We start from the raw sequence: 17,881 nt of genomic DNA, 5'->3' as shown, positions 1-17,881 counted from the left end.
TAGAGGGCGAGTGAGATGTTAAAACGATCGTGTGTCGAGTGCGCCCCCCGCCCCTCCCCCCCCCCCCCCCCCCCCCCCCCCCCCCCCCCCCCCCCCCCCCCCCCCCCCCCCCCCCCCGGCGCGAATTATTCGGCGGTGTTTTTGCCGTAGGCGGCGGCGTCGAGCAGGCCGTCGAGGGCCGAGGCGTCGGCCGGCTTGATCTTGAACAGCCAGGCCGAGAAGGCGTCGGCGTTGATCGATTCCGGCGCGTTGGCGACGTCGTCGTTGACGGCGACCACTTCGCCGGCCAGCGGGGCGTAGATGTCGCTGGCGGCCTTGACCGATTCGACCACGGCGGCGTCGTCGCCGGCGCCGTAGGTTTTGCCCACGGTTGGCAGTTCGACGAAGACGATGTCGCCCAGCGCGTCCTGGGCGTACTCGGTGATGCCGACGGTGACGGTGCCGTCAGCTTCCAGGCGCGCCCATTCGTGGGATTCGGTGTACTTCAGGTCTGCGGGAATGTTCATGTATAGCTCCAGATAATAAGTGTCGGTGAAATTTTATAGTTTTATGGATTGCTGTGGCGCCGATGGATCAGGCAACCAGGATTTTACCGTTGCGCACGAACGGCAGCTTGACCACGGTGGCGGCCAGCTTCTTGTCGCGGATTTCGACGTGCACGGTGTCGCCCAGCGCGACGCCGTTCGGCACCCGCGCCAGCGCGATCGCCTGCTGCATGGTCGGGCTGAAGGTGCCGCTGGTGATCTCGCCGACGCTGTCGCTGCCGCCGACGATGACTTTCTGGTGGGCCCGCAGCACGCCGCCTTTTTCGCGCAGGATCAGGCCGACGAACTGGGCGTTCTGGCCCATCGCCAGCAGCGCCGCCTTGCCGATGAAGTCGCGCTCGCTGACCAGGTCGATGGTCCAGGCCAGGCCGGCGTCGAGCGGGTTGACCGTCTCGTCCATGTCCTGGCCGTACAGGTTCATGCCCGCCTCCAGGCGCAGCGTGTCGCGCGCGCCCAGGCCGGCCGGTTTCACGCCGGCCGCCGCCAGGGCGTTCCACAGCGCCTCGACCTGGCTGGCCGGCACGCCGATTTCAAAGCCGTCCTCGCCGGTGTAGCCGGTGCGCGCCACCATCACCTCGCCGAAGGCGCTGCCCTTGACGATGACGGCGTTGAACGGCTTCAGGCCCTCCGAGGCGGCCAGGGTTTCCGGCAGCACCTGCCAGACCTTGGCGCGGGCGTTCGGACCTTGTACCGCGACCAGCGCCATCGGCTCGGCGCCGTCGCGCCGCTCGGTGACGCTGACGCCGCTGTTGCTGGCCGCGTTCTGCGCCTTGATCCAGGCGATGTCCTTGGTGGCGGTGCCGGCGTTGACGACCAGGCGGAACCAGCCTTCGTTCATGAAGTAGACGATCAGGTCGTCGATGACGAAGCCCTGCGGGTTCAGCAGGCACGAGTACAGCGCCTTGCCGGCCACCTGCAGCTTGTCGACGTTGTTGGCCAACAGGCCGCGCAGGAAGGGGCGCACGTTCTCGCCCTCGAGGTCGACGACGCACATGTGCGAGACGTCGAACATGCCGACGTCGCTGCGCACCGCGTGGTGTTCTTCGATTTGCGAGCCGTAGTTGACGGGCATGTCCCAGCCGCCGAAATCGACCATGCGGGCGCCGGCAATACGGTGGGCGTTGTTAAGTGGGGTCGTAAGTAGCGTCATGAAATCCTCGGGGCCATTGGTAAAGGGGTTAACGGAGCAGACAAGGAAACGCTTTGCAGCCATTTTCCGCATGTGATCGCTGACCCCTCTGTCCTTGGTACCTGAGAGATTACGGGGCAATGTCGCCCCGTCGCACCTTCGGTGGATCGCCGGCGTGACGCCGCGACCGCTCTCCAGAGTTGAGCCGTGGCGCGGCGGATGGCCGCGCCACGGTCCCTTGATCGGTCCTTTTGCCTGAGAGTTTTTGGGTAGTGCCCCTTCGGCGGCAACGCGGGTGTCTGCGACACCGGCGTTGCCCTCTCCCGATCAAGAGTGCAGAATATATGCCAGCGGGGCCTTTCTGTCAATCTGTTCGGCGCGCCGGCGGCGGCCCGCCGCGCCGGTCGTGGCTGCTTGACGGCGTGCTTGCGGCGGGTAAAATCCGCTGGATGGCACGCACGCTTGACGCCGGCCCTCGGCCAGTCGCGCGCCTCTTTGCTAGAATCAATTATTCCCACTTTTTAAAGTGAATGCCATGAGCGACGAACAAGAAAAGACGGACGGACACGCCTATTTCACGCTGTCGGGGGACGTCAACAGCGACATGGTCAGGCGCGTCTTCGACGCCGTTGCCGACATGACCGAAGACAAGATCAGCACGGCCCACGTGCTGATCCAGTCGAACGGCGGCTATGTCAGCGACGGCATCTGCCTGTACAACTTCCTGAGCCAGTTGCCGCTCACCTTCGTCACCTACAACGCCGGCGCGGTCGCCTCGATCGCGGTGACGCTGTTCCTGGCCGGCGGGCGCCGCTACGCCAGCGAGACGGCGCGCTTCATGGTACACAAATCGCACGCCACGGCGTCGCCGGGGGCGCGCCCGGACGCGCTGAAAATCATTGTCGACGGCTTGCGCGCCGACGACCTGCGCACCGAGCAAATCCTCAAAAAGCACGTCGCGCTGACGCAGGAGCACTGGCTGGTGCACGCTTATTCGGACCTGCACCTGACGGCCCATGAGGCGCTGGCCGTCGGCATGGTCGACGGCGTGGCCAACTTCTCGCCGCCCAAGGGCGTGCGCCTGACCAATATATAACCGCGGCGGCCGCGCCTACTATTTTCTGAAAGAAGCCCGCGGCGGCGGGCGTTCCCGCTTTCTTGATGAATGAATCGACAAGGGCCCGCCAGCGTTGTCGCGCTGGCAGGCCCTGCCTTGTCTTGCGAAATCGCGCCGCGCGAGTCGGCGCCGGCTTAACGCCCGGTTTTATTGCTTGAGCGGCTGGTTTGGTTCTGCTGGCCGCCCGTGCCGCCGCCCGACTGCTTGCTGCCGCCGGTGTCGGACCCCGACTGTTTGTTCGCATCGTTTTTGTGGCTTTGCTTACCTGCCTCCACATGCTGCTCGTGGGTGCCGCCCTGGTTGCCCGAGCGCGAGCCGGACGAGCTGCCGCCGGAACCTTGCGAGCCGGATTGTTTGTTGCCCTGACTACCTTTTTGGTTCGAGTTCATCATGATTCCTTTAAGTAATGGAAAAAGTCACTCTCCGGATATCAGCGCTGGAGGGAGGCAAAGACAATCTTCCCCTGGCACATGCGTTTCCGGTGACGCAATGATGCGATCCTGATCATGTGTTCGGTATCGGATACCTTCCCGCCCGCATGTAGGACAAACACTGATGCGGCTACCACTTTATCGTGTTAAATGAATTATTCAAGGCGCTTTTTCACACTTTTCCGCCGGGGCCGGTCGGGCGCTCGCGCCAGCATTGCCATGGTAGCGAAGCGGCGCCGCCGATCGTTGACTAGCGCCAAGTGCGCGCGTGACGAAGCGCAATGTTTTTACGGTGTAAAATTTGCGCCGGAACAGTTGTTTGTTTCCATTTGGCCATTGCCATATGGCAATAATATGCAAGAATGTGGTATACCGGCGGAATGTTCCCGTCGTCACCTTTCCGTAGCGGGACATCATGCTTTCACAGACAACAACTGGCGCGGCGCCGAAGAAAGTGGTGTCGCCGCGGCATGCGTTGTTGGAAAGCTTGATCGACATCGTCGGCCAACATGTCAATGCGCAGTTGCTGGCGCTGGCGGGGCGCGTCTCGGCCGCCTTGCTCGACGGCGCCGAGGCCGGCGACGCCAAGTCGGTGCACCAGCGCTTCAAGGCCGGCAAGCTGCTCAAAAACAACAGCTATGGCTTCCTGCACCTGGCCTCGACCAGGTTGGAGCGCGCGCTGCGGCGCGAACTGGCGCAACTGGCGCCGGCGCCGAAGGCCGCGACCAGGCCCGCCCAGGCGATGACGCTGGTGCCGTACGAGGCGATGGACACGCAGGTCGCGTTTGCCGCGTTGAGCCGGCCGTTCGACGTGATGTACGCCGAGCAACTAGCCACGCTCAACGTGCGCTTGGCCTTCCTTCTCGATCGCGGGATTTTGCGTCCCGGTCAAAATCCCTTCCGTCCCGGCGTTTTTCTAATGTCCCTGCAAGAAACCTGGTGCGAATTCGAACCCGAACCCGACTCGAGCAAGCTGTTGCTGCCCTTCCTCAAGCCGGGGCCGTTTCTCGATTTGGGGCCGATGTTCGAAGCGCTCAACCTGGCGTTGATGCGCAAGGGCGTGCTGCCCGGCGCCGACGCGGCGCTGCGTCCGCGCCGCGCCGACAGCCACGACGCCACGCCGAAGCAAGCGAAGGCGCCCAGCCAGGTCGTGCTGGCGCAGCAGTTGCGCCAGTTCTTCGCCCAGACGGAAAATGCCGCGCCGGCCGGCGCAGGCCGCGCGCCGACGCCGGTCGGCCTGTCGCTGCCGCCCGAGTTGTCCCTGCCGCACTTGCCGAACTTGCCGAATCCTCCGGGCGCGGCCGGTCCACCGGCGGTCGGCTGGCAGCAGGGCGCCGCGCAGGGTTTCCACGGCGCCGTCGACAACCAACTGGCGCACCGGCTCAGCCAGATCGGTGCGAAACAGCCCTTGCTGTCCTTCCTGTCGCGGCTGCAGGGCGCGCCCGCGCCCGACGGCGCCGCCGCGCCGGCGCGTGCGCATAACGTCATCTACCTGCCGAAGATCAAGGAAAGCGCCCCGCAGGGCAGCCTGAGCCGCGCCGACGAAAGCACCATCGATTTGCTGTCGGCCATTTTCGAGACCGTGTTCCAGGACAAGAATATCTCGCAGGAAATCCGCGACCTGATCCGTTTCCTGCAAATTCCGGTGCTCAAGGCGGCGCTGGTCGACAAGGATTTCTTTTTCCAGGAAGCCCATCCGGCGCGGCGCATGATCGACTTGCTTTCACGCATGGGCTGGGAGCAGCGCAAGGGGCCGGACGATCCGCTGTTCCAGGCCATGCAGCGCAGCGTCGACCGGGTCGGGCGCGAATTCGACCACGAGGTCTCGGTGTTCGCGCAGGCCGTGACGGAGCTGGAGGCGTCGATCCAGGCCGAGGAGAAGGCCGCCGCGACGGCCATCGCCGCGCCCATCGCCACGGCGCTCAAGCGGGAACGCCTGGCGCAGGCGGCCGCCGCGGCCAGGGGCGCGGTGGCGCTGCGCCTGGGCGGCGGCGATGTCGCGGCGGTGGTGGTCGCCTTCCTGGAAAACCAGTGGGTGGCGGTCATGACGATCGCCCACAGCGTCGAGGCGGAGCGCGCCGGCGCCGTCAACAACGCCACCCGCACGATGGACGAGCTGATCTGGAGCGTCAAGCCGAAGCCACTGACGGAGGAGCGGCGCCAGTTCATCGGCAAGCTGCCGGCGTTGTTGTCGGCGCTCAACAAGTGGCTGGACATCATTCAGTGGCAGGATGCCGAGCGCCTGCAATTTTTCGCCGAGCTGGCCGAGTGCCACGCCTCGATCGTGCGGGCGCCGTTGGAGCTGTCGCCCGAGCGCCAGGTGGAAATCGCGCTGGAGGTGGCGCAGCAGGATGCGCAGCGGCGCCTGGCGTTGCAAGAGCGCGCCGCCGAGGAGGTGCCGGCGGCGGACGACGCCGTGCTGGCGGTCGAGGCGCTCCAGCGCGGCATGTGGATGACGTTCGCCCAGGCCGACGGCGCCGCTCGCAAGGTCAAACTAGCCTGGATCAGCCCGCTGCGCACGCTGTACATCTTTTCCGCCGACAGCCGGCGCGAAGCGTTCTCGCTGTCGGGCGAGGCGTTGGCCAGCGCGTTCCGCGCGGGGCGGGTGGAGTTGGCCGGCGTCGACGGCATGGTCGGGCGCGCCTTGCAGCAGGCGCTGGGGCGGGTTGCCGTCAACGACGTCGGCGTCACCGCGTTGGCTTGATAAAAAAACAAGGGGAGCGACCCTGGGGGCGCGCGTTCCCGCCTTGGCGCCGGCGGGCTGGCCCGGGCCTCAGCTTGAACGGCGCGCGCCTCGTACAAGCGCACTCAGTCGTATCATGGCATAGTGCAGTCCTCCAATAAGCGAAAAGTTATCGAAATATGAATTGGTGGCATGGTTTAAGTCTAATAGGGAGCATGGCCGTGATGGCGCCCGCCGGCATCGCCATTGCCGTATGGTTGGCGGGCGGAAATTCCTGGCGCCTGGCGCTGCAATGGTGCCTGTTGTTCGGCGCCGGCATGGCGCTGGTAGTGGCCAGCAAGGTGGCGTTTATCGGCTGGGGCATCGGCATCAGCGCGATTGAGTTCGCCGGTTTCAGCGGCCACGCGATGCGCGCCGGCGCGGTGCTGCCGGTGGCCCTGTTCGTCATTCTCAGCGGCGCCGCGCCCGTGCCGCGTTACGCCGGCGCCGCCGTCGGCGTGCTGCTGGCCGTGCTGGTGTCGATTTCGCGTGTGCAGGTGCACGCCCATTCGGCGTCCGAGTCGATCACCGGCACCGTGCTCGGCTTGCTGGTCGCGGCCCTGTTCATCCGCCAAGCCGGCGCCACGCGCGAGCCGGTAGTAAGCCGGTTGTTGGTGGCGCTGAGCATGTGCGCCCTGTTGTGGACGCCGAACGTGGAACCGCTGCCGACCGAGCAGTGGATGACCAGGTTGGCGCTGCACTTGTCCGGCCACGAGCGGCCTTTCGAACGCAGCCACTGGAAACTGGCGCAACGCCACCCCTTGCTGCGCTGACCGGCGCGGCGCGCCGCACGCGCGGTTGTGGCCAGTTTTGCGCCGCAAAATGGTATGATGATCTACTTTTCACAGGAGCAAATCGGCGGCCGTCGCCGCGACGCGCCGGGCTCGACGCGCTTGCGCCGCCTTGCCCCGTGAGAAAACAATGCCAGTCGAGGCGAGGAATCTGAAACAACGTGCGTCTATCTTCCATTAAATTGTCGGGATTCAAGTCCTTTGTCGATCCCACCAATTTCCAGGTGCCCGGGCAACTGGTCGGCGTCGTCGGTCCCAATGGTTGCGGCAAGTCGAACATCATCGACGCCGTGCGCTGGGTGCTGGGCGAATCGAAGGCGTCGGAGTTGCGCGGCGAGTCGATGCAGGACGTTATCTTCAACGGCTCGACGCACCGCAAGCCGGCCGGGCGCGCCTCGGTCGAACTGGTATTCGACAACAACGACGGCAAGGCTTCCGGCCAGTGGGGCCAGTACGCCGAAATCGCCGTCAAGCGCACGCTGACGCGCGACGGCACCTCGACCTACTACATCAACGGCCAGCCGGTGCGCCGGCGCGACATCCAGGACATCTTCCTGGGCACCGGGCTCGGGCCGCGCGCCTACGCCATCATCGGCCAGGGCATGATTTCGCGCATTATCGAGTCGCGCCCGGAGGAGTTGCGCGTGTTCCTCGAGGAGGCCGCCGGCGTCTCGAAGTACAAGGAGCGCCGCCGCGAGACCGAAAACCGCTTGCACGACACGCGCGAGAACCTGCTGCGCGTCGACGATATCTTGCGCGAGCTCAACGCCAACCTGGAAAAGCTCGAGGCGCAGGCCGTCGTCGCTAACAAATTCCACATGCTGCAAGGCGACCAGGAAGAGAAGCAAAAACTGCTCTGGCTGCTGCGCAAGAACGAGGCGCAACAGGAGCAGACGCGTTTTTTCCGCGAGGTCGAGCAGGCCCAGACCGACCTGGAGGAGCAGACCGCCAAGCTGCGCCACGTCGAGCTGACGCTGGAGCAGATGCGGCAGGCCCATTTCGCCATCGGCGACCGCTTGCACACGGCCCAGGGCCACCTGTACCAGACCAACGCCGAGATCGGCAGCCTGGAGGCGCAGATCAAGTTCGTCATCGAGTCGCGCGCGCGCCTGCAGGCGCAGCTGGCGACCTTGACGGCGCAGCGCGACCAATGGCAAGCCCAGGCCCAGGAGCAGCAGGAGCAGATCGAGGAAGCCGATTTCCGCCTCGAAGAGCTGGCCGCGCGCGTCGAGCAGTCGCAGATGGCGGCCGAGCAAAAGAACGAGCAGTTGCCGGCGCTCGACCTGGCCTGGCGCGAGGCGCAGCGCAAAAGCACCGAGTCGCGCGCCAAGATCATGCAGGCGCAGCAGCAGTTGGAGCTGGAGTCGGCGCACCAGCGCAACGCCGCCAACATCCTGGCCGGCCTGCTGTCGCGGCGCGAGCGGCTGCAGCAGGAAAAGAACGGTTTGAACCTGCCCGACGGCAGCCATCTGGCGAACATGAAGATGCAGCTGGAGGAAAAGCAGCAGGCGCTGGAGGAGCAGGGCTTTTACCTGGAGGAGGCGCTCGAGCAGCAGCCGAAGCTGGAGCGCGAGCGCCAGCAGGCGCAAACCCAGGTCAACGCCGAAACGGCCGCCAACGCCCAGCTGGAGGCGCGCCTGAACGCGCTGCGCCAGTTGCAGGAGCGGGTGCAAACCCAGGGCAAGGTGCAGCCTTGGCTGAAGCGCCACGAACTCGACGCCTTGCCGCGGCTGTGGCAAAAGCTGCAGATCGAGCAGGGCTGGGAAAGCGCGATCGAGTCGGTGCTGCGCGAGCGCACCGGCGCGCTGCAAGTGTCGAACATCGACTGGGCCAAGGCCTTCTTCGGCGACGCGCCGCCGGCCAAGCTGGCGTTGTTCGCGCCGGCGCCGGCCGCGCCGGCGCCGGAGCTGGCCGGCCTGAAGCCGCTGCTGAATGTGCTGAAGCTCAACGACCCCGGCCTGCGCGGCCTGCTGCAGGACTGGTTGCACAACGCCTTCGCCAGCGACGACGCCGCCGAGGCGCTGCGCGAGCGCGCCACATTGCCGGCCGGCGGCTATTTCGTCACGCGCCAGGGCCATGTGATCGGCCAGTCGAGCGTGCGCTTCTACGCCGCCGATTCGGAGCAGGAGGGCATGCTCGGGCGCCAGCAGGAAATCGACAACCTCGACAAGCAGTTGCGCGCCCAGCAGTTGCTGGCCGACGAGGCGCGCGCCCGCTTGGTGCGGGCCGACGCCGGCGTCGCCAACCTGACGCGCCAGCTGGCCGAGCTGCGCCAGCGGGTGCAGTCGCTGACGCAGTCGGTGCACACCTTGCAGCTCGACGTCGTCAAGCTCTCCGAGGTCGAGGCGCGCTTCAACCAGCGCAGCGGGCAGATCCAGGCCGACCTGGCCGAGATCGGCGCGCAGGAGGCCGAGCAGATGCAGGTGAAGATGGAGTCGGAGGAAAAGTTCGAGCAGCTCGACTGCGACCTCGGCGACCTGCAGCAGGCGCACGAGGACGGCCACACCGACTTTTTGAACCAGGAGCAGCGCCTGACGGACGCGCGCGAGCGCTTGCGCGAAATGGAAAGGGCGGCGCAGGAGGCCGAGTTCGCCGAGAAGTCGCAGCGCGCCAAGATCGAGGAGCTGCGCCGCGGCATCGCCACCGCCACCACCCAGGCGGCCCAGGTGACGGTCAGCCTGCAGGCAGGCCAGCGCGAGCTGGCCAACCTGGAGTCCGGCGCCGCCGCCGACGGCTTGCAGGACTTGCTGGAGCGCCGCACCACGCAGGAGCGCGCGCTGGCCGACGCCCGCCACGAACTCGACCAGATCACCCAGCAGCTGCGCCTGTCCGAGGACGCCCGCACCCAGTCCGAGCGCAGCCTGCAGCCGCAGCGCGACAAGATCATGGAAATGCAGCTCAAGGAGCAGGCCGCGCGCCTGAACCAGGAGCAGTTCGCCCAGCAGTTGCTGGAATGCGGCGCCGACGAGGCGGCTTTGAGCGGCAAGCTGCACCCGGACATGCGCCCGTCCTATCTACAGGGCGAAGTGACGCGCCTGGGCAACGCCATCGCCTTGCTGGGCGCGGTCAACCTGGCCGCGCTCGACGAGCTGGCGCAGGCGTCGGAGCGGAAGAACTTCCTCGACGCCCAGAACGCCGACCTGGTCGAGGCCATCGACACGCTCGAGGACGCGATCGCCCGCATCGACAAGGAAACCCGCGAGTTGTTGCAGGACACCTTCGACAAGGTCAATTTCCACTTTTCCGAGCTGTTCCCTATCCTGTTCGGTGGCGGCCAGGCCAGGCTGACGATGACCGGCGACGAAATCCTCGATTCCGGCGTGCAAGTCATGGCCCAGCCGCCGGGCAAGAAGAACGCCACCATCCACCTGCTTTCCGGCGGCGAAAAGGCGCTGACGGCGACGGCGCTGGTGTTTTCGATGTTCCGCCTGAACCCGGCGCCGTTCTGCCTGCTCGACGAGGTCGACGCGCCGCTGGACGACGCCAACACGGAACGTTTTTGTAGAATGGTCAAACGGATGTCCGACCAGACCCAATTCCTTTTCATCTCGCATAATAAAATTGCGATGGAAATGGCCCATCAATTGATCGGTGTGACGATGCAGGAACAAGGCGTGTCGCGCATCGTGGCGGTGGATATGGAATCCGCCGCAAACTTCGCATCCGAGGCGCAAGCAGCATGACAGACTTACAAATGACACTGTTCGGGGCCGGCGGCGTATTCATCGCCGGCGTTTTCTCCTACAACAAATGGCAGGAGCACAAGGCCAAGAAAAGCGTCGAACGGGCGTTTTCCAACGACCACGACGACGTGCTGATGCGCTCCGGCGCCGGCGCCAGCGCGCCGGCGGCGCCGGCCGCGGCGCGGCACGAGCCGAGCTTCGAGGCCGGCGACGGCGCGTCGGCCGGCGCCGGCGCCGGCGCGGCGGCGCAGCCGTGCGCCGATCCGCTCGACGCGCCGGCGCGCAGCGCCGACATGGCCAGCCCGGCGGCCGAGCTGGCCACCAGCCTGGTCGACCCGCTGATCGACTGCCTGCTGCCGCTGGCGCTGGAGGCGCCTGTGCGCGGCGACAAGATCCTGCCGGTGCTGCAAACGCTGCGCCTGGTCGGCAACAAGCCGGTGCACTACATCGGCCTGCACGTCAACGGCGACTGGGAACCGATCACCCACGGCGGTGTCTATACCCAGTTGCAGGGCGGCGTGCAGATGGCCAGCCGCACCACGGCGCTGAACGAACTGGAGTATTCGGAACTGGTGACGCGCCTGCGCGGCGTGGCCGACGACATCGGCGCCGAGCCGGCGATCCCGGACATGATCGAGGTCATGGCCGAGGCGCGCACGCTGCACCGTTTCGTCGCCGGCCACGACGCCCAGCTGGGCGTGAACCTGCACACCAACGGCGCGCCGTGGGCCATCAGCACGCTCATCGGCGCGCTGGAAAAGCAGGGCTTCGACCTGCGCCCGGACGGCCGCTACGTGATGCCCGACGGCGACGGCGCCTTCCTGTTCTCGCTGTCGACCAACGTCACGCTGGCCGAGGAAACCACGGCCCGCCTGACCTTGCTGCTGGACGTGCCGTGCGTGGCGCCGGCGCGCGACGGCTTCGGCGCGATGGTCGCCTGCGCCCGCTCGCTGGTGGGCCGGCTCGACGCCACCATCGTCGATGACAGCAACCAGGCCCTGTCGGACGCGGCCCTGGCGGAAATTGCCGGCCAGGTGCTGGAGTTTTACCAAGAGATGGAAGCGGCCGACATTCCGGCCGGTTCGACCCGCGCACTGCGTTTATTTAGCTGAGTTCCGTAGCAGATGACCGATACCACCGAGCCGGCGCGCATCGCCGAGCTGACCGTTGAACTGAACCGCCACCTGCACGCCTACCACGTGCTGGACGCGCCGACCATCCCGGACGCCGAGTACGACCGGCTGTTCCTCGAACTGCAGGCGCTGGAGGCGGCCAACCCGGCGCTGGTGGCGCCCGACTCGCCGAGCTTGCGCGTCGGCGCGGCGCCGCTGCCGCAATTCGACCAGGTCACGCACACGCTGCCGATGCTCTCGCTCAACAACGGCTTTTGCGACGAGGACGTCGATAATTTCGACCGCCGCGTGCGCGAGGGCCTCGACGCGGTCCACGTCGAATACGCCGCCGAGGTCAAGTTCGACGGCCTGGCCATCAACCTGCGCTACGAGCACGGCCTGTTCGTGCAGGCCGCCACCCGCGGCGACGGCGCCACCGGCGAGGACGTCACCGCCAACATCCGCACCATCGCCGGCATTCCGCTGCGCCTGCACGGCGCCAACGCGCCGACGCTGCTCGACGTGCGCGGCGAGGTGATGATGTTCAAGGCCGACTTCGCCCGCCTGAACGCGCGCCAGCGCGACGCCGGCCTGAAGGAATTCGCCAACCCGCGCAACGCCGCCGCCGGCAGCCTGCGCCAACTCGATTCGCGCGTCACGGCGCAGCGCACGCTGCGCTTTTACGCCTACGGCATCGGCGCGCTGGAAGGCGCGCCGATGCCGCGCTCGCACTCGGCCTTGCTCGACTGGTACCAGCAGCTGGGGGTGCCGGTGTCGACGGAGCGCGCGGTGGTGGCCGACGCCGCCGGCCTGCTGGCCTATTTCAGGCAAATCGGCCTGAGCCGGCCGACGCTGCCGTATGACATCGACGGCGTCGTCTACAAGGTCAACCTGCTGGAAGACCAGCGGCAGCTGGGCTTCGTGTCGCGCGCGCCGCGCTTCGCGCTGGCGCACAAATTCCCCGCCGAAGAGGCGCTGACGCTGGTGCTCGACATCGAGATCCAGGTCGGGCGCACCGGCGCGCTGACGCCGGTGGCGCGGCTGGCGCCGGTGTCGGTGGGCGGCGTCACCGTCACCAACGCCACCCTGCACAACGAGTCGGAGGCGCGGCGCAAGGACGTGCGCGTCGGCGACACCGTCATCGTGCGCCGCGCCGGCGACGTCATTCCCGAGGTGCTGGCGGTGGTGCTGGAGAAGCGCCCGGCGCCGGAGCCGGCGCAGTTCGCCATGCCGGGCCATTGCCCGGTGTGCGGCTCGCACGTGGTGCGCGAGGAGGGCGAGGTCATCGCGCGCTGCTCCGGCGGCCTGTTCTGCTCGGCCCAGCGCAAGGAGGCGATCCGCCACTTCGCCGGCCGCCGCACCATGGACATCGAGGGCCTGGGCGAGCGCTACTGCGACACGCTGGTGGAACTGGGCTACGTGCACGGCGTCGCCGACCTGTACAAGCTGAGCCTGGACAATTTGCTGGAAATGAAGGTGCGCGCCGACGCCGACGAGCTTGGCGCCTGCGCCGAGCAAGCGGCGCCGCACAGCGCCGCGCCGGCCGCCGCGGCGGCCAAGGTGCCGACCAAGTGGGCCGAAAACTTGCTCGCCGGCATCGCCGCCAGCAAGGCGCCGCCGCTCGAACGCCTGCTGTTCGCGCTGGGCATCCGCCACGTCGGCGAGTCCACCGCGAAAACCCTGGCCGAGTGGCTCGGCACGCTTGACCGGGTGCGGCGCGCGCCGGCGGCGTTGCTGCGCGTGCTGCCCGACATTGGCGGCACGGTGGCCGACTCGATCGCCGACTTCTTCGCCGAAGAAAAGAACCAGCAGGCGCTGGACGCCTTGTTGGCGGCCGGCGTGGCGCCGCGCGACGAGCACGCGCCGAGCCCGAAACTGCGCGGCCAACTGGAGCAGGTCAAGCTGTTGGCCGCGCTCGGCATCCCCAAGCTGACCGAACCGCGCAGCAAGCAACTGGTCGAGCGCGGCGTCACGCTGGCGCAACTGGCCGGGCAGGGCGCGTCCTACCACGCCGGCCTGCCGGCGGCGGTGGCCGAGGCGCTGGCCGCGTGGCTGGGCGACGCCGCCAACCGCGCCTCGCTGCGGCGCCTGCACGCGCTGCGCGAGGAGCTGCTGGCGCTGGTGCCCGAAGTGGTCGAGGTCGAAGGCGGCTTGAGCGGCAAGACCTTCGTGCTGACCGGCACGCTGCCGACCCTGGGCCGCGACCAGGCCGCCGCGCTGATCGAGGCGGCCGGCGGCAAGGTGTCCGGCTCGGTGTCGAAGAAAACCGCCTACGTCGTGGCCGGCGCCGACGCCGGCAGCAAACTGCTCAAGGCGCAGGAGCTGGGCGTGACGATACTCGACGAGGTCGCGCTGCTGGAGCTGCTGGTCGCCGTTTCAATCCCAACACAAGAAGAATAGAACATGGTAAAAATTAAAAAAGCGGTATTTCCCGTCGCGGGCCTGGGCAGCCGGTTTTTGCCGGCGACCAAGGCGCAGCCGAAAGAAATGCTGCCCATCGTCGACAAGCCGCTGATCCAGTACGCCGTCGAGGAGGCGGTCGCCGCCGGCATCACCGAAATGATCTTCATCACCGGGCGCAACAAGCGCGCCATCGAAGACCATTTCGACAAGGCCTACGAGCTCGAAACGGAGCTGGAGGCGGCCGGCAAGAAGCAGTTGCTGGAAATCGTACAGAACGTCATCCCGAAACACATCAGTTGCATCTACATCCGCCAGTCGGCCCCGCTGGGCCTGGGCCACGCGGTGCTGTGCGCGCGGCCGGTGGTCGGCGAGGAACCGTTCGCCGTCATGCTGGCCGACGACTTCATGGACGCCGGCGATGGCGTGCGGCCGGTGTTGGCGCAGATGACCGAGGTGTATCTGCGCGAGCAGTGCAGCGTGCTGGCGGTGCAGGACGTGCCGCGCGCGCAGACCGGGCAATACGGCATTGTCAGCGCCAGCGCCTACCAGCCGGGGCTGGAGCTGGTCTCCGGCATCGTTGAAAAGCCGGCCCCCGGGCTGGCGCCGTCGACCTTGGCCGTGGTCGGCCGCTACGTGCTGTCGAACCGCATCTTCAATTACCTGGAGCACCTCGGCAGCGGCGCCGGCGGCGAGATCCAGTTGACCGACGGCATCGCCGCGCTGATGCAGGCCGAGCGCGTGCTGGCCTACCGCTACGCCGGCCAGCGCTACGACTGCGGCTCGAAACTGGGCTATTTGAAGACCATGACGGCAATCGGCTTGAAGCACCCGGAGACGGGCGCGGCCTATCGCGAATTCCTGCGCCAGGTACACATTGAATTGGGGACGGCATGACGGTACGTGAAATTTTGAAGATGGGCGATCCGCGCTTGTTGCGGATGGCCGAGCCGGTGAGCGAATTCGGCACCGCCGAACTGGACGCGCTGATCGTCGACCTGTTCGACACCATGTACGCTGCTAACGGCGCCGGCCTGGCGGCGCCGCAGATCGGCGTCAACCTGCAAGTGGTGATCTACGGCTTCAAACAAAACACCCGCTACCCGGACGCGCCGCAGGTGCCGGAAACGGTGCTGATCAACCCGCTGCTGACGCCGCTGTCGGACCGCAAGGAAGCCGGCTTCGAAGGCTGCCTGTCGGTGCCGGGCTTGCGCGGCAGCGTGCCGCGCTGGGCCGATTTGCGTTACGAGGGCGTCGACCAGTTCGGCAACCCGATCAGCCGCGACGTCGACGGCTTCCACGCCCGCGTGGTGCAGCACGAGGTCGACCACCTGCACGGCATCCTGTACCCGATGCGCATCGTCGACTTCACCCAGTTCGGTTTCACCGAGGTGATGTTCCCGGAGATGGACCCGAACGACGACGATTGAGGCGTTGCCGCGGCGGGGGCGGGAAGTCGCCAGCCAATGGCATACCAGCGCGCGTGCGCGAGCACATGGCTGGCCGAAGGGAAACAGTCCTGCGAGCTGGAATATGCAACGCGCCATTTCCGAGGGACCGGCGTGCAAGCCGACTACGCGCGGTTGATCCGGGACTGGGGCGAAGGATACCGCAGAGGCGAGCGGCACGAAGCTGATCTCGCCTGGATTTATACGTTCGGACCGGACAAGCTGCGCGACTACGAGCGCGCATGGATGTGGATCAGCCTGGGTAAGGAGCGAAACTCGTCATTACCTTCCCATATATTGTCGCAGCAAGAAAAAGAAGACCTGCTAAACATGGTAAGGTCGCAGGTCGCCGAGCGCGTGCGCCTCAGGATCGACGGCGAGTCGGAAAGAGAAGCGTACCGCGAATTCGTCGACGGAAAATGACCGCGAGCTTGGGGCGGCGCGTCGCGCTACGGCCAACATGGTCGGATTACGCTATGCTAATCGAACCTGCGACCTGCGACCCGCTAACGCAATGCCAAGGAAACCATGAACAATCCGATCGAACTGTTGAAAGCCGCGGACATCGCCGGCATGCCAGGCAGATCCAAAGCGCATCTGCTCAACCCCGACGCCGTGCGTGTTTCCAAGTCACTGGGCGGGGCCACCGGCCTGACCGATCTCGGTTTCCAGATGATGACCGTGATGCCGGGCCGGGAATACGCGGAATACCATCGCCACCTCTACGAAGAGCAATGCTTTTACATCCTGTCCGGTCGCGGCGAGGCGATAATCGATGAGAAAGCATACGCCCTCGGCGCCGGGGACTTTCTCGGCTTTCCGAAAAATGGCGTGGCCCACACCATATTGAACAATGGCGACGATCCCTTGGTTTTTCTGTGCGCGCGCGTCAATCTGGAGCAAGATGTGTGCGACTATCCGCGCCAGAAAAAACGTCTTTACATGAACGGGGCCGAGGAAGTTCTGGTTGATTTCCGGGACATTCGCGTGGAAGGTCCCGCCTAAGCGTGCGAACTGAGCGGCGGGCGCCCGGCAACGGCGTCAGGGCGCGGGACAGGTCGCCACCTTGATCCAATCGCCGGACGCGGTTTTTTGCAAGCTCGCCGGCGTGGTGCTGAAGTACCAACCCAGGTAGCCGCCGCTGCCTGCCGCGAACACCGCGCCGAAGTAGTTGTTGGCGCGCGCCGCGAGCACGTGGTCCTTGTTCCGGTCGGTCTTGCATTCCACGCTGGCGAGCGCGCCGACCTGGATGGTTTTGCTGAATGGCGCCGACGTCAGCCCTTCGTTGTCGGTCGCGTCGACGCGGATGGTATAGGCGCCGTCGGCCAAGGGGTAGTCGGCGCCGACGCTGGCGCCGTTGACGCGCTGGTTCACCGCTTCGCCGCCCGCCGCGTTCGCGATAACAAGCCGCAGCGATACCACGCTGCCGTTGTCGCTGCCGGTGCATTCCACCCGGACGGGCGAACTGAGCGCGGTGGCGACCGGCTTGGCGCAGGCGACCGTGGGCGCGCCGGAGGCGCCTGTATCTGTATACCACTGGTTGTTGTCGAACAGGAACTTGGTCAGATGCTCGGGGAAGTTGACGCGGGTGTTATCGATCCACGTGCCTGCATCGCCATGCTTGGAACCGCCCGGGCCGGCCGGCCACGCGTGCTTCATGCCCGGCACCCGCAGGTCGCCGATGCGTACCTTGTGCGCCGCATCCCGGAAGGCGGTGAACCTGCCGTTGCCGCCGGCTACGTCGACCGTTGGATCGGCCGTGTTGGCGTTCCACATCAGCTGGTAGGCCTCCAGCGTACTGGCGCAGTGGGGCACGAGGATACTGCTGTCGCCGCAGGCCAGCGACACCACCTGTTTGTCGAGGGCGCCGGCGAACGAGGCCGCGTGCCGACCGCACAGCTCGCGCACTTGCCGCGGGGTGCGCACGGCCAGGCTTGCCGGCGAACCCAGCGTTGGCGCTTCCCCCAAACCGACGCCGGAGAAGACGTCCGGCGCCAGGCAGGCGAGCAATTGCGCCTCGCCGCCGCCGGCGGACAGGCCGCTGACATACACCTGGCGCGGATCGATCGCCAGTTCCGGCATCTGTTTCAGCTTGTCGACCAGGTTCAGCAACGGCCCGGCGTCGCGGTTGCCGCGGCTGTGCGGCGCTTCGTCGAACCAGTCGAAGCAGACGCTTCCACTGATCTTCCCGCTGCCGCTGCGCGGGGTGTTCGGCTTGGTTGCCGCGACCACCACCATGCCATATTTTTCGGCCGTGGCCTCCCAGTTGAATCCTTTGTTGATCACGTGGCCCGACGCGCTCTGGCCGCAGCCGGGCAGGGCCAGCATCAACGCGCGCCTGCCGGCGGGCTTGCCGGCGTTGAGCGGCGCATTCGTCGGCACGTAGAGCCAGGTGTCGGTGAGTATCCCTAGGAGTCTGCGCGGCAGAAACTGATGCAATCGGAATGGGGACGAGGTAAACTTGTCGAATGACGACGAGCTACCTGCCCTACAATCAGCATCA

At 66.5% G+C, this 17,881-nt stretch carries 16 protein-coding genes and 2 riboswitches; of the genes, 11 read left to right on the top strand and 5 right to left on the bottom strand.

Annotated elements, in window-relative coordinates:
- Positions 1 to 15: 15 nt before the first annotated feature.
- Entirely contained in the window at positions 16 to 150 is a 135-nt protein-coding gene (locus tag ACFDR9_RS22785; RefSeq protein WP_409032463.1) for a hypothetical protein, read from the top strand.
- Here ACFDR9_RS22785 and gcvH read toward each other — a convergent pair.
- On the bottom strand, positions 126 to 506 hold the full coding sequence (gene gcvH / locus ACFDR9_RS22780) for a glycine cleavage system protein GcvH (RefSeq protein WP_017875125.1): 381 nt from the start codon (positions 504 to 506) through the stop codon (positions 126 to 128). The genes ACFDR9_RS22785 and gcvH overlap by 25 nt on opposite strands.
- 67 nt (positions 507 to 573) lie before the next feature.
- Positions 574 to 1,695, bottom strand: coding sequence for a glycine cleavage system aminomethyltransferase GcvT (gene gcvT, locus ACFDR9_RS22775; RefSeq protein WP_026132496.1), 1,122 nt, complete (start codon positions 1,693 to 1,695; stop codon positions 574 to 576).
- Positions 1,696 to 1,773: 78 nt separating this feature from the next.
- Positions 1,774 to 1,882: riboswitch (glycine riboswitch) on the bottom strand.
- A gap of 25 nt (positions 1,883 to 1,907) precedes the next feature.
- A riboswitch (glycine riboswitch) is annotated at positions 1,908 to 2,010 on the bottom strand.
- A 199-nt stretch (positions 2,011 to 2,209) separates the two neighbouring features.
- On the opposite strand from gcvT, the gene ACFDR9_RS22770 reads away from it, so the two are divergent.
- Complete coding sequence (locus ACFDR9_RS22770; protein ID WP_017875127.1) at positions 2,210 to 2,770, top strand: ATP-dependent Clp protease proteolytic subunit; 561 nt, start codon at positions 2,210 to 2,212, stop codon at positions 2,768 to 2,770.
- A gap of 155 nt (positions 2,771 to 2,925) precedes the next feature.
- Here the strand turns inward: ACFDR9_RS22770 and ACFDR9_RS22765 are convergent, their stop codons facing one another.
- Both ACFDR9_RS22765 and ACFDR9_RS22760 read right to left on the bottom strand, forming a co-directional pair.
- Positions 2,926 to 3,183, bottom strand: a complete 258-nt coding sequence (locus ACFDR9_RS22765) for a hypothetical protein (protein ID WP_017875128.1) — start codon at positions 3,181 to 3,183, stop codon at positions 2,926 to 2,928.
- 198 nt (positions 3,184 to 3,381) lie between these two features.
- On the bottom strand, positions 3,382 to 3,720 hold the full coding sequence (locus ACFDR9_RS22760; RefSeq protein WP_409032462.1) for a hypothetical protein: 339 nt from the start codon (positions 3,718 to 3,720) through the stop codon (positions 3,382 to 3,384).
- Between ACFDR9_RS22760 and ACFDR9_RS22755 the strand changes: the two genes are divergently transcribed.
- The 9 genes from ACFDR9_RS22755 (at position 3,701) to ACFDR9_RS22715 (ending at position 16,383) form a co-directional block, all read left to right on the top strand.
- Positions 3,701 to 5,926, top strand: coding sequence for a DUF1631 family protein (locus tag ACFDR9_RS22755; protein WP_409032461.1), 2,226 nt, complete (start codon positions 3,701 to 3,703; stop codon positions 5,924 to 5,926). The genes ACFDR9_RS22760 and ACFDR9_RS22755 overlap by 20 nt on opposite strands.
- A 203-nt stretch (positions 5,927 to 6,129) precedes the next feature.
- A complete protein-coding gene (locus ACFDR9_RS22750) occupies positions 6,130 to 6,717 on the top strand; it encodes a membrane-associated phospholipid phosphatase (protein ID WP_409032464.1) in 588 nt (195 codons plus the stop codon).
- Positions 6,718 to 6,896: 179 nt separating this feature from the next.
- Entirely contained in the window at positions 6,897 to 10,418 is a 3,522-nt protein-coding gene (smc, locus tag ACFDR9_RS22745; RefSeq protein WP_409032460.1) for a chromosome segregation protein SMC, read from the top strand.
- Positions 10,415 to 11,530, top strand: a complete 1,116-nt coding sequence (locus ACFDR9_RS22740) for a cell division protein ZipA C-terminal FtsZ-binding domain-containing protein (protein WP_409032459.1) — start codon at positions 10,415 to 10,417, stop codon at positions 11,528 to 11,530. Before smc ends, ACFDR9_RS22740 begins: the two co-directional genes overlap by 4 nt.
- 12 nt (positions 11,531 to 11,542) lie before the next feature.
- Entirely contained in the window at positions 11,543 to 13,930 is a 2,388-nt protein-coding gene (ligA, locus tag ACFDR9_RS22735) for an NAD-dependent DNA ligase LigA (RefSeq protein ID WP_409032458.1), read from the top strand.
- A gap of 3 nt (positions 13,931 to 13,933) precedes the next feature.
- Entirely contained in the window at positions 13,934 to 14,827 is an 894-nt protein-coding gene (galU, locus tag ACFDR9_RS22730) for a UTP--glucose-1-phosphate uridylyltransferase GalU (RefSeq protein ID WP_409032457.1), read from the top strand.
- On the top strand, positions 14,824 to 15,360 hold the full coding sequence (gene def, locus ACFDR9_RS22725; protein WP_017875135.1) for a peptide deformylase: 537 nt from the start codon (positions 14,824 to 14,826) through the stop codon (positions 15,358 to 15,360). Before galU ends, def begins: the two co-directional genes overlap by 4 nt.
- 36 nt (positions 15,361 to 15,396) lie before the next feature.
- Positions 15,397 to 15,801 (top strand): hypothetical protein, encoded by a 405-nt coding sequence (locus tag ACFDR9_RS22720; protein WP_409032456.1) that lies wholly within the window; start codon positions 15,397 to 15,399, stop codon positions 15,799 to 15,801.
- 105 nt (positions 15,802 to 15,906) lie between these two features.
- Complete coding sequence (locus tag ACFDR9_RS22715; RefSeq protein WP_409032455.1) at positions 15,907 to 16,383, top strand: cupin domain-containing protein; 477 nt, start codon at positions 15,907 to 15,909, stop codon at positions 16,381 to 16,383.
- 36 nt (positions 16,384 to 16,419) lie between these two features.
- Here ACFDR9_RS22715 and ACFDR9_RS22710 read toward each other — a convergent pair whose 3' ends face one another.
- Entirely contained in the window at positions 16,420 to 17,817 is a 1,398-nt protein-coding gene (locus tag ACFDR9_RS22710) for a PHB depolymerase family esterase (RefSeq protein WP_409032454.1), read from the bottom strand.
- Positions 17,818 to 17,881: the final 64 nt, after the last annotated feature.

The sequence above is a fragment of the Janthinobacterium sp. CG_23.3 genome, from assembly GCF_046115965.1.
Lineage (GTDB): Bacteria > Pseudomonadota > Gammaproteobacteria > Burkholderiales > Burkholderiaceae_D > Janthinobacterium.
This window is presented reverse-complemented; position numbering and strand designations above follow the sequence as displayed.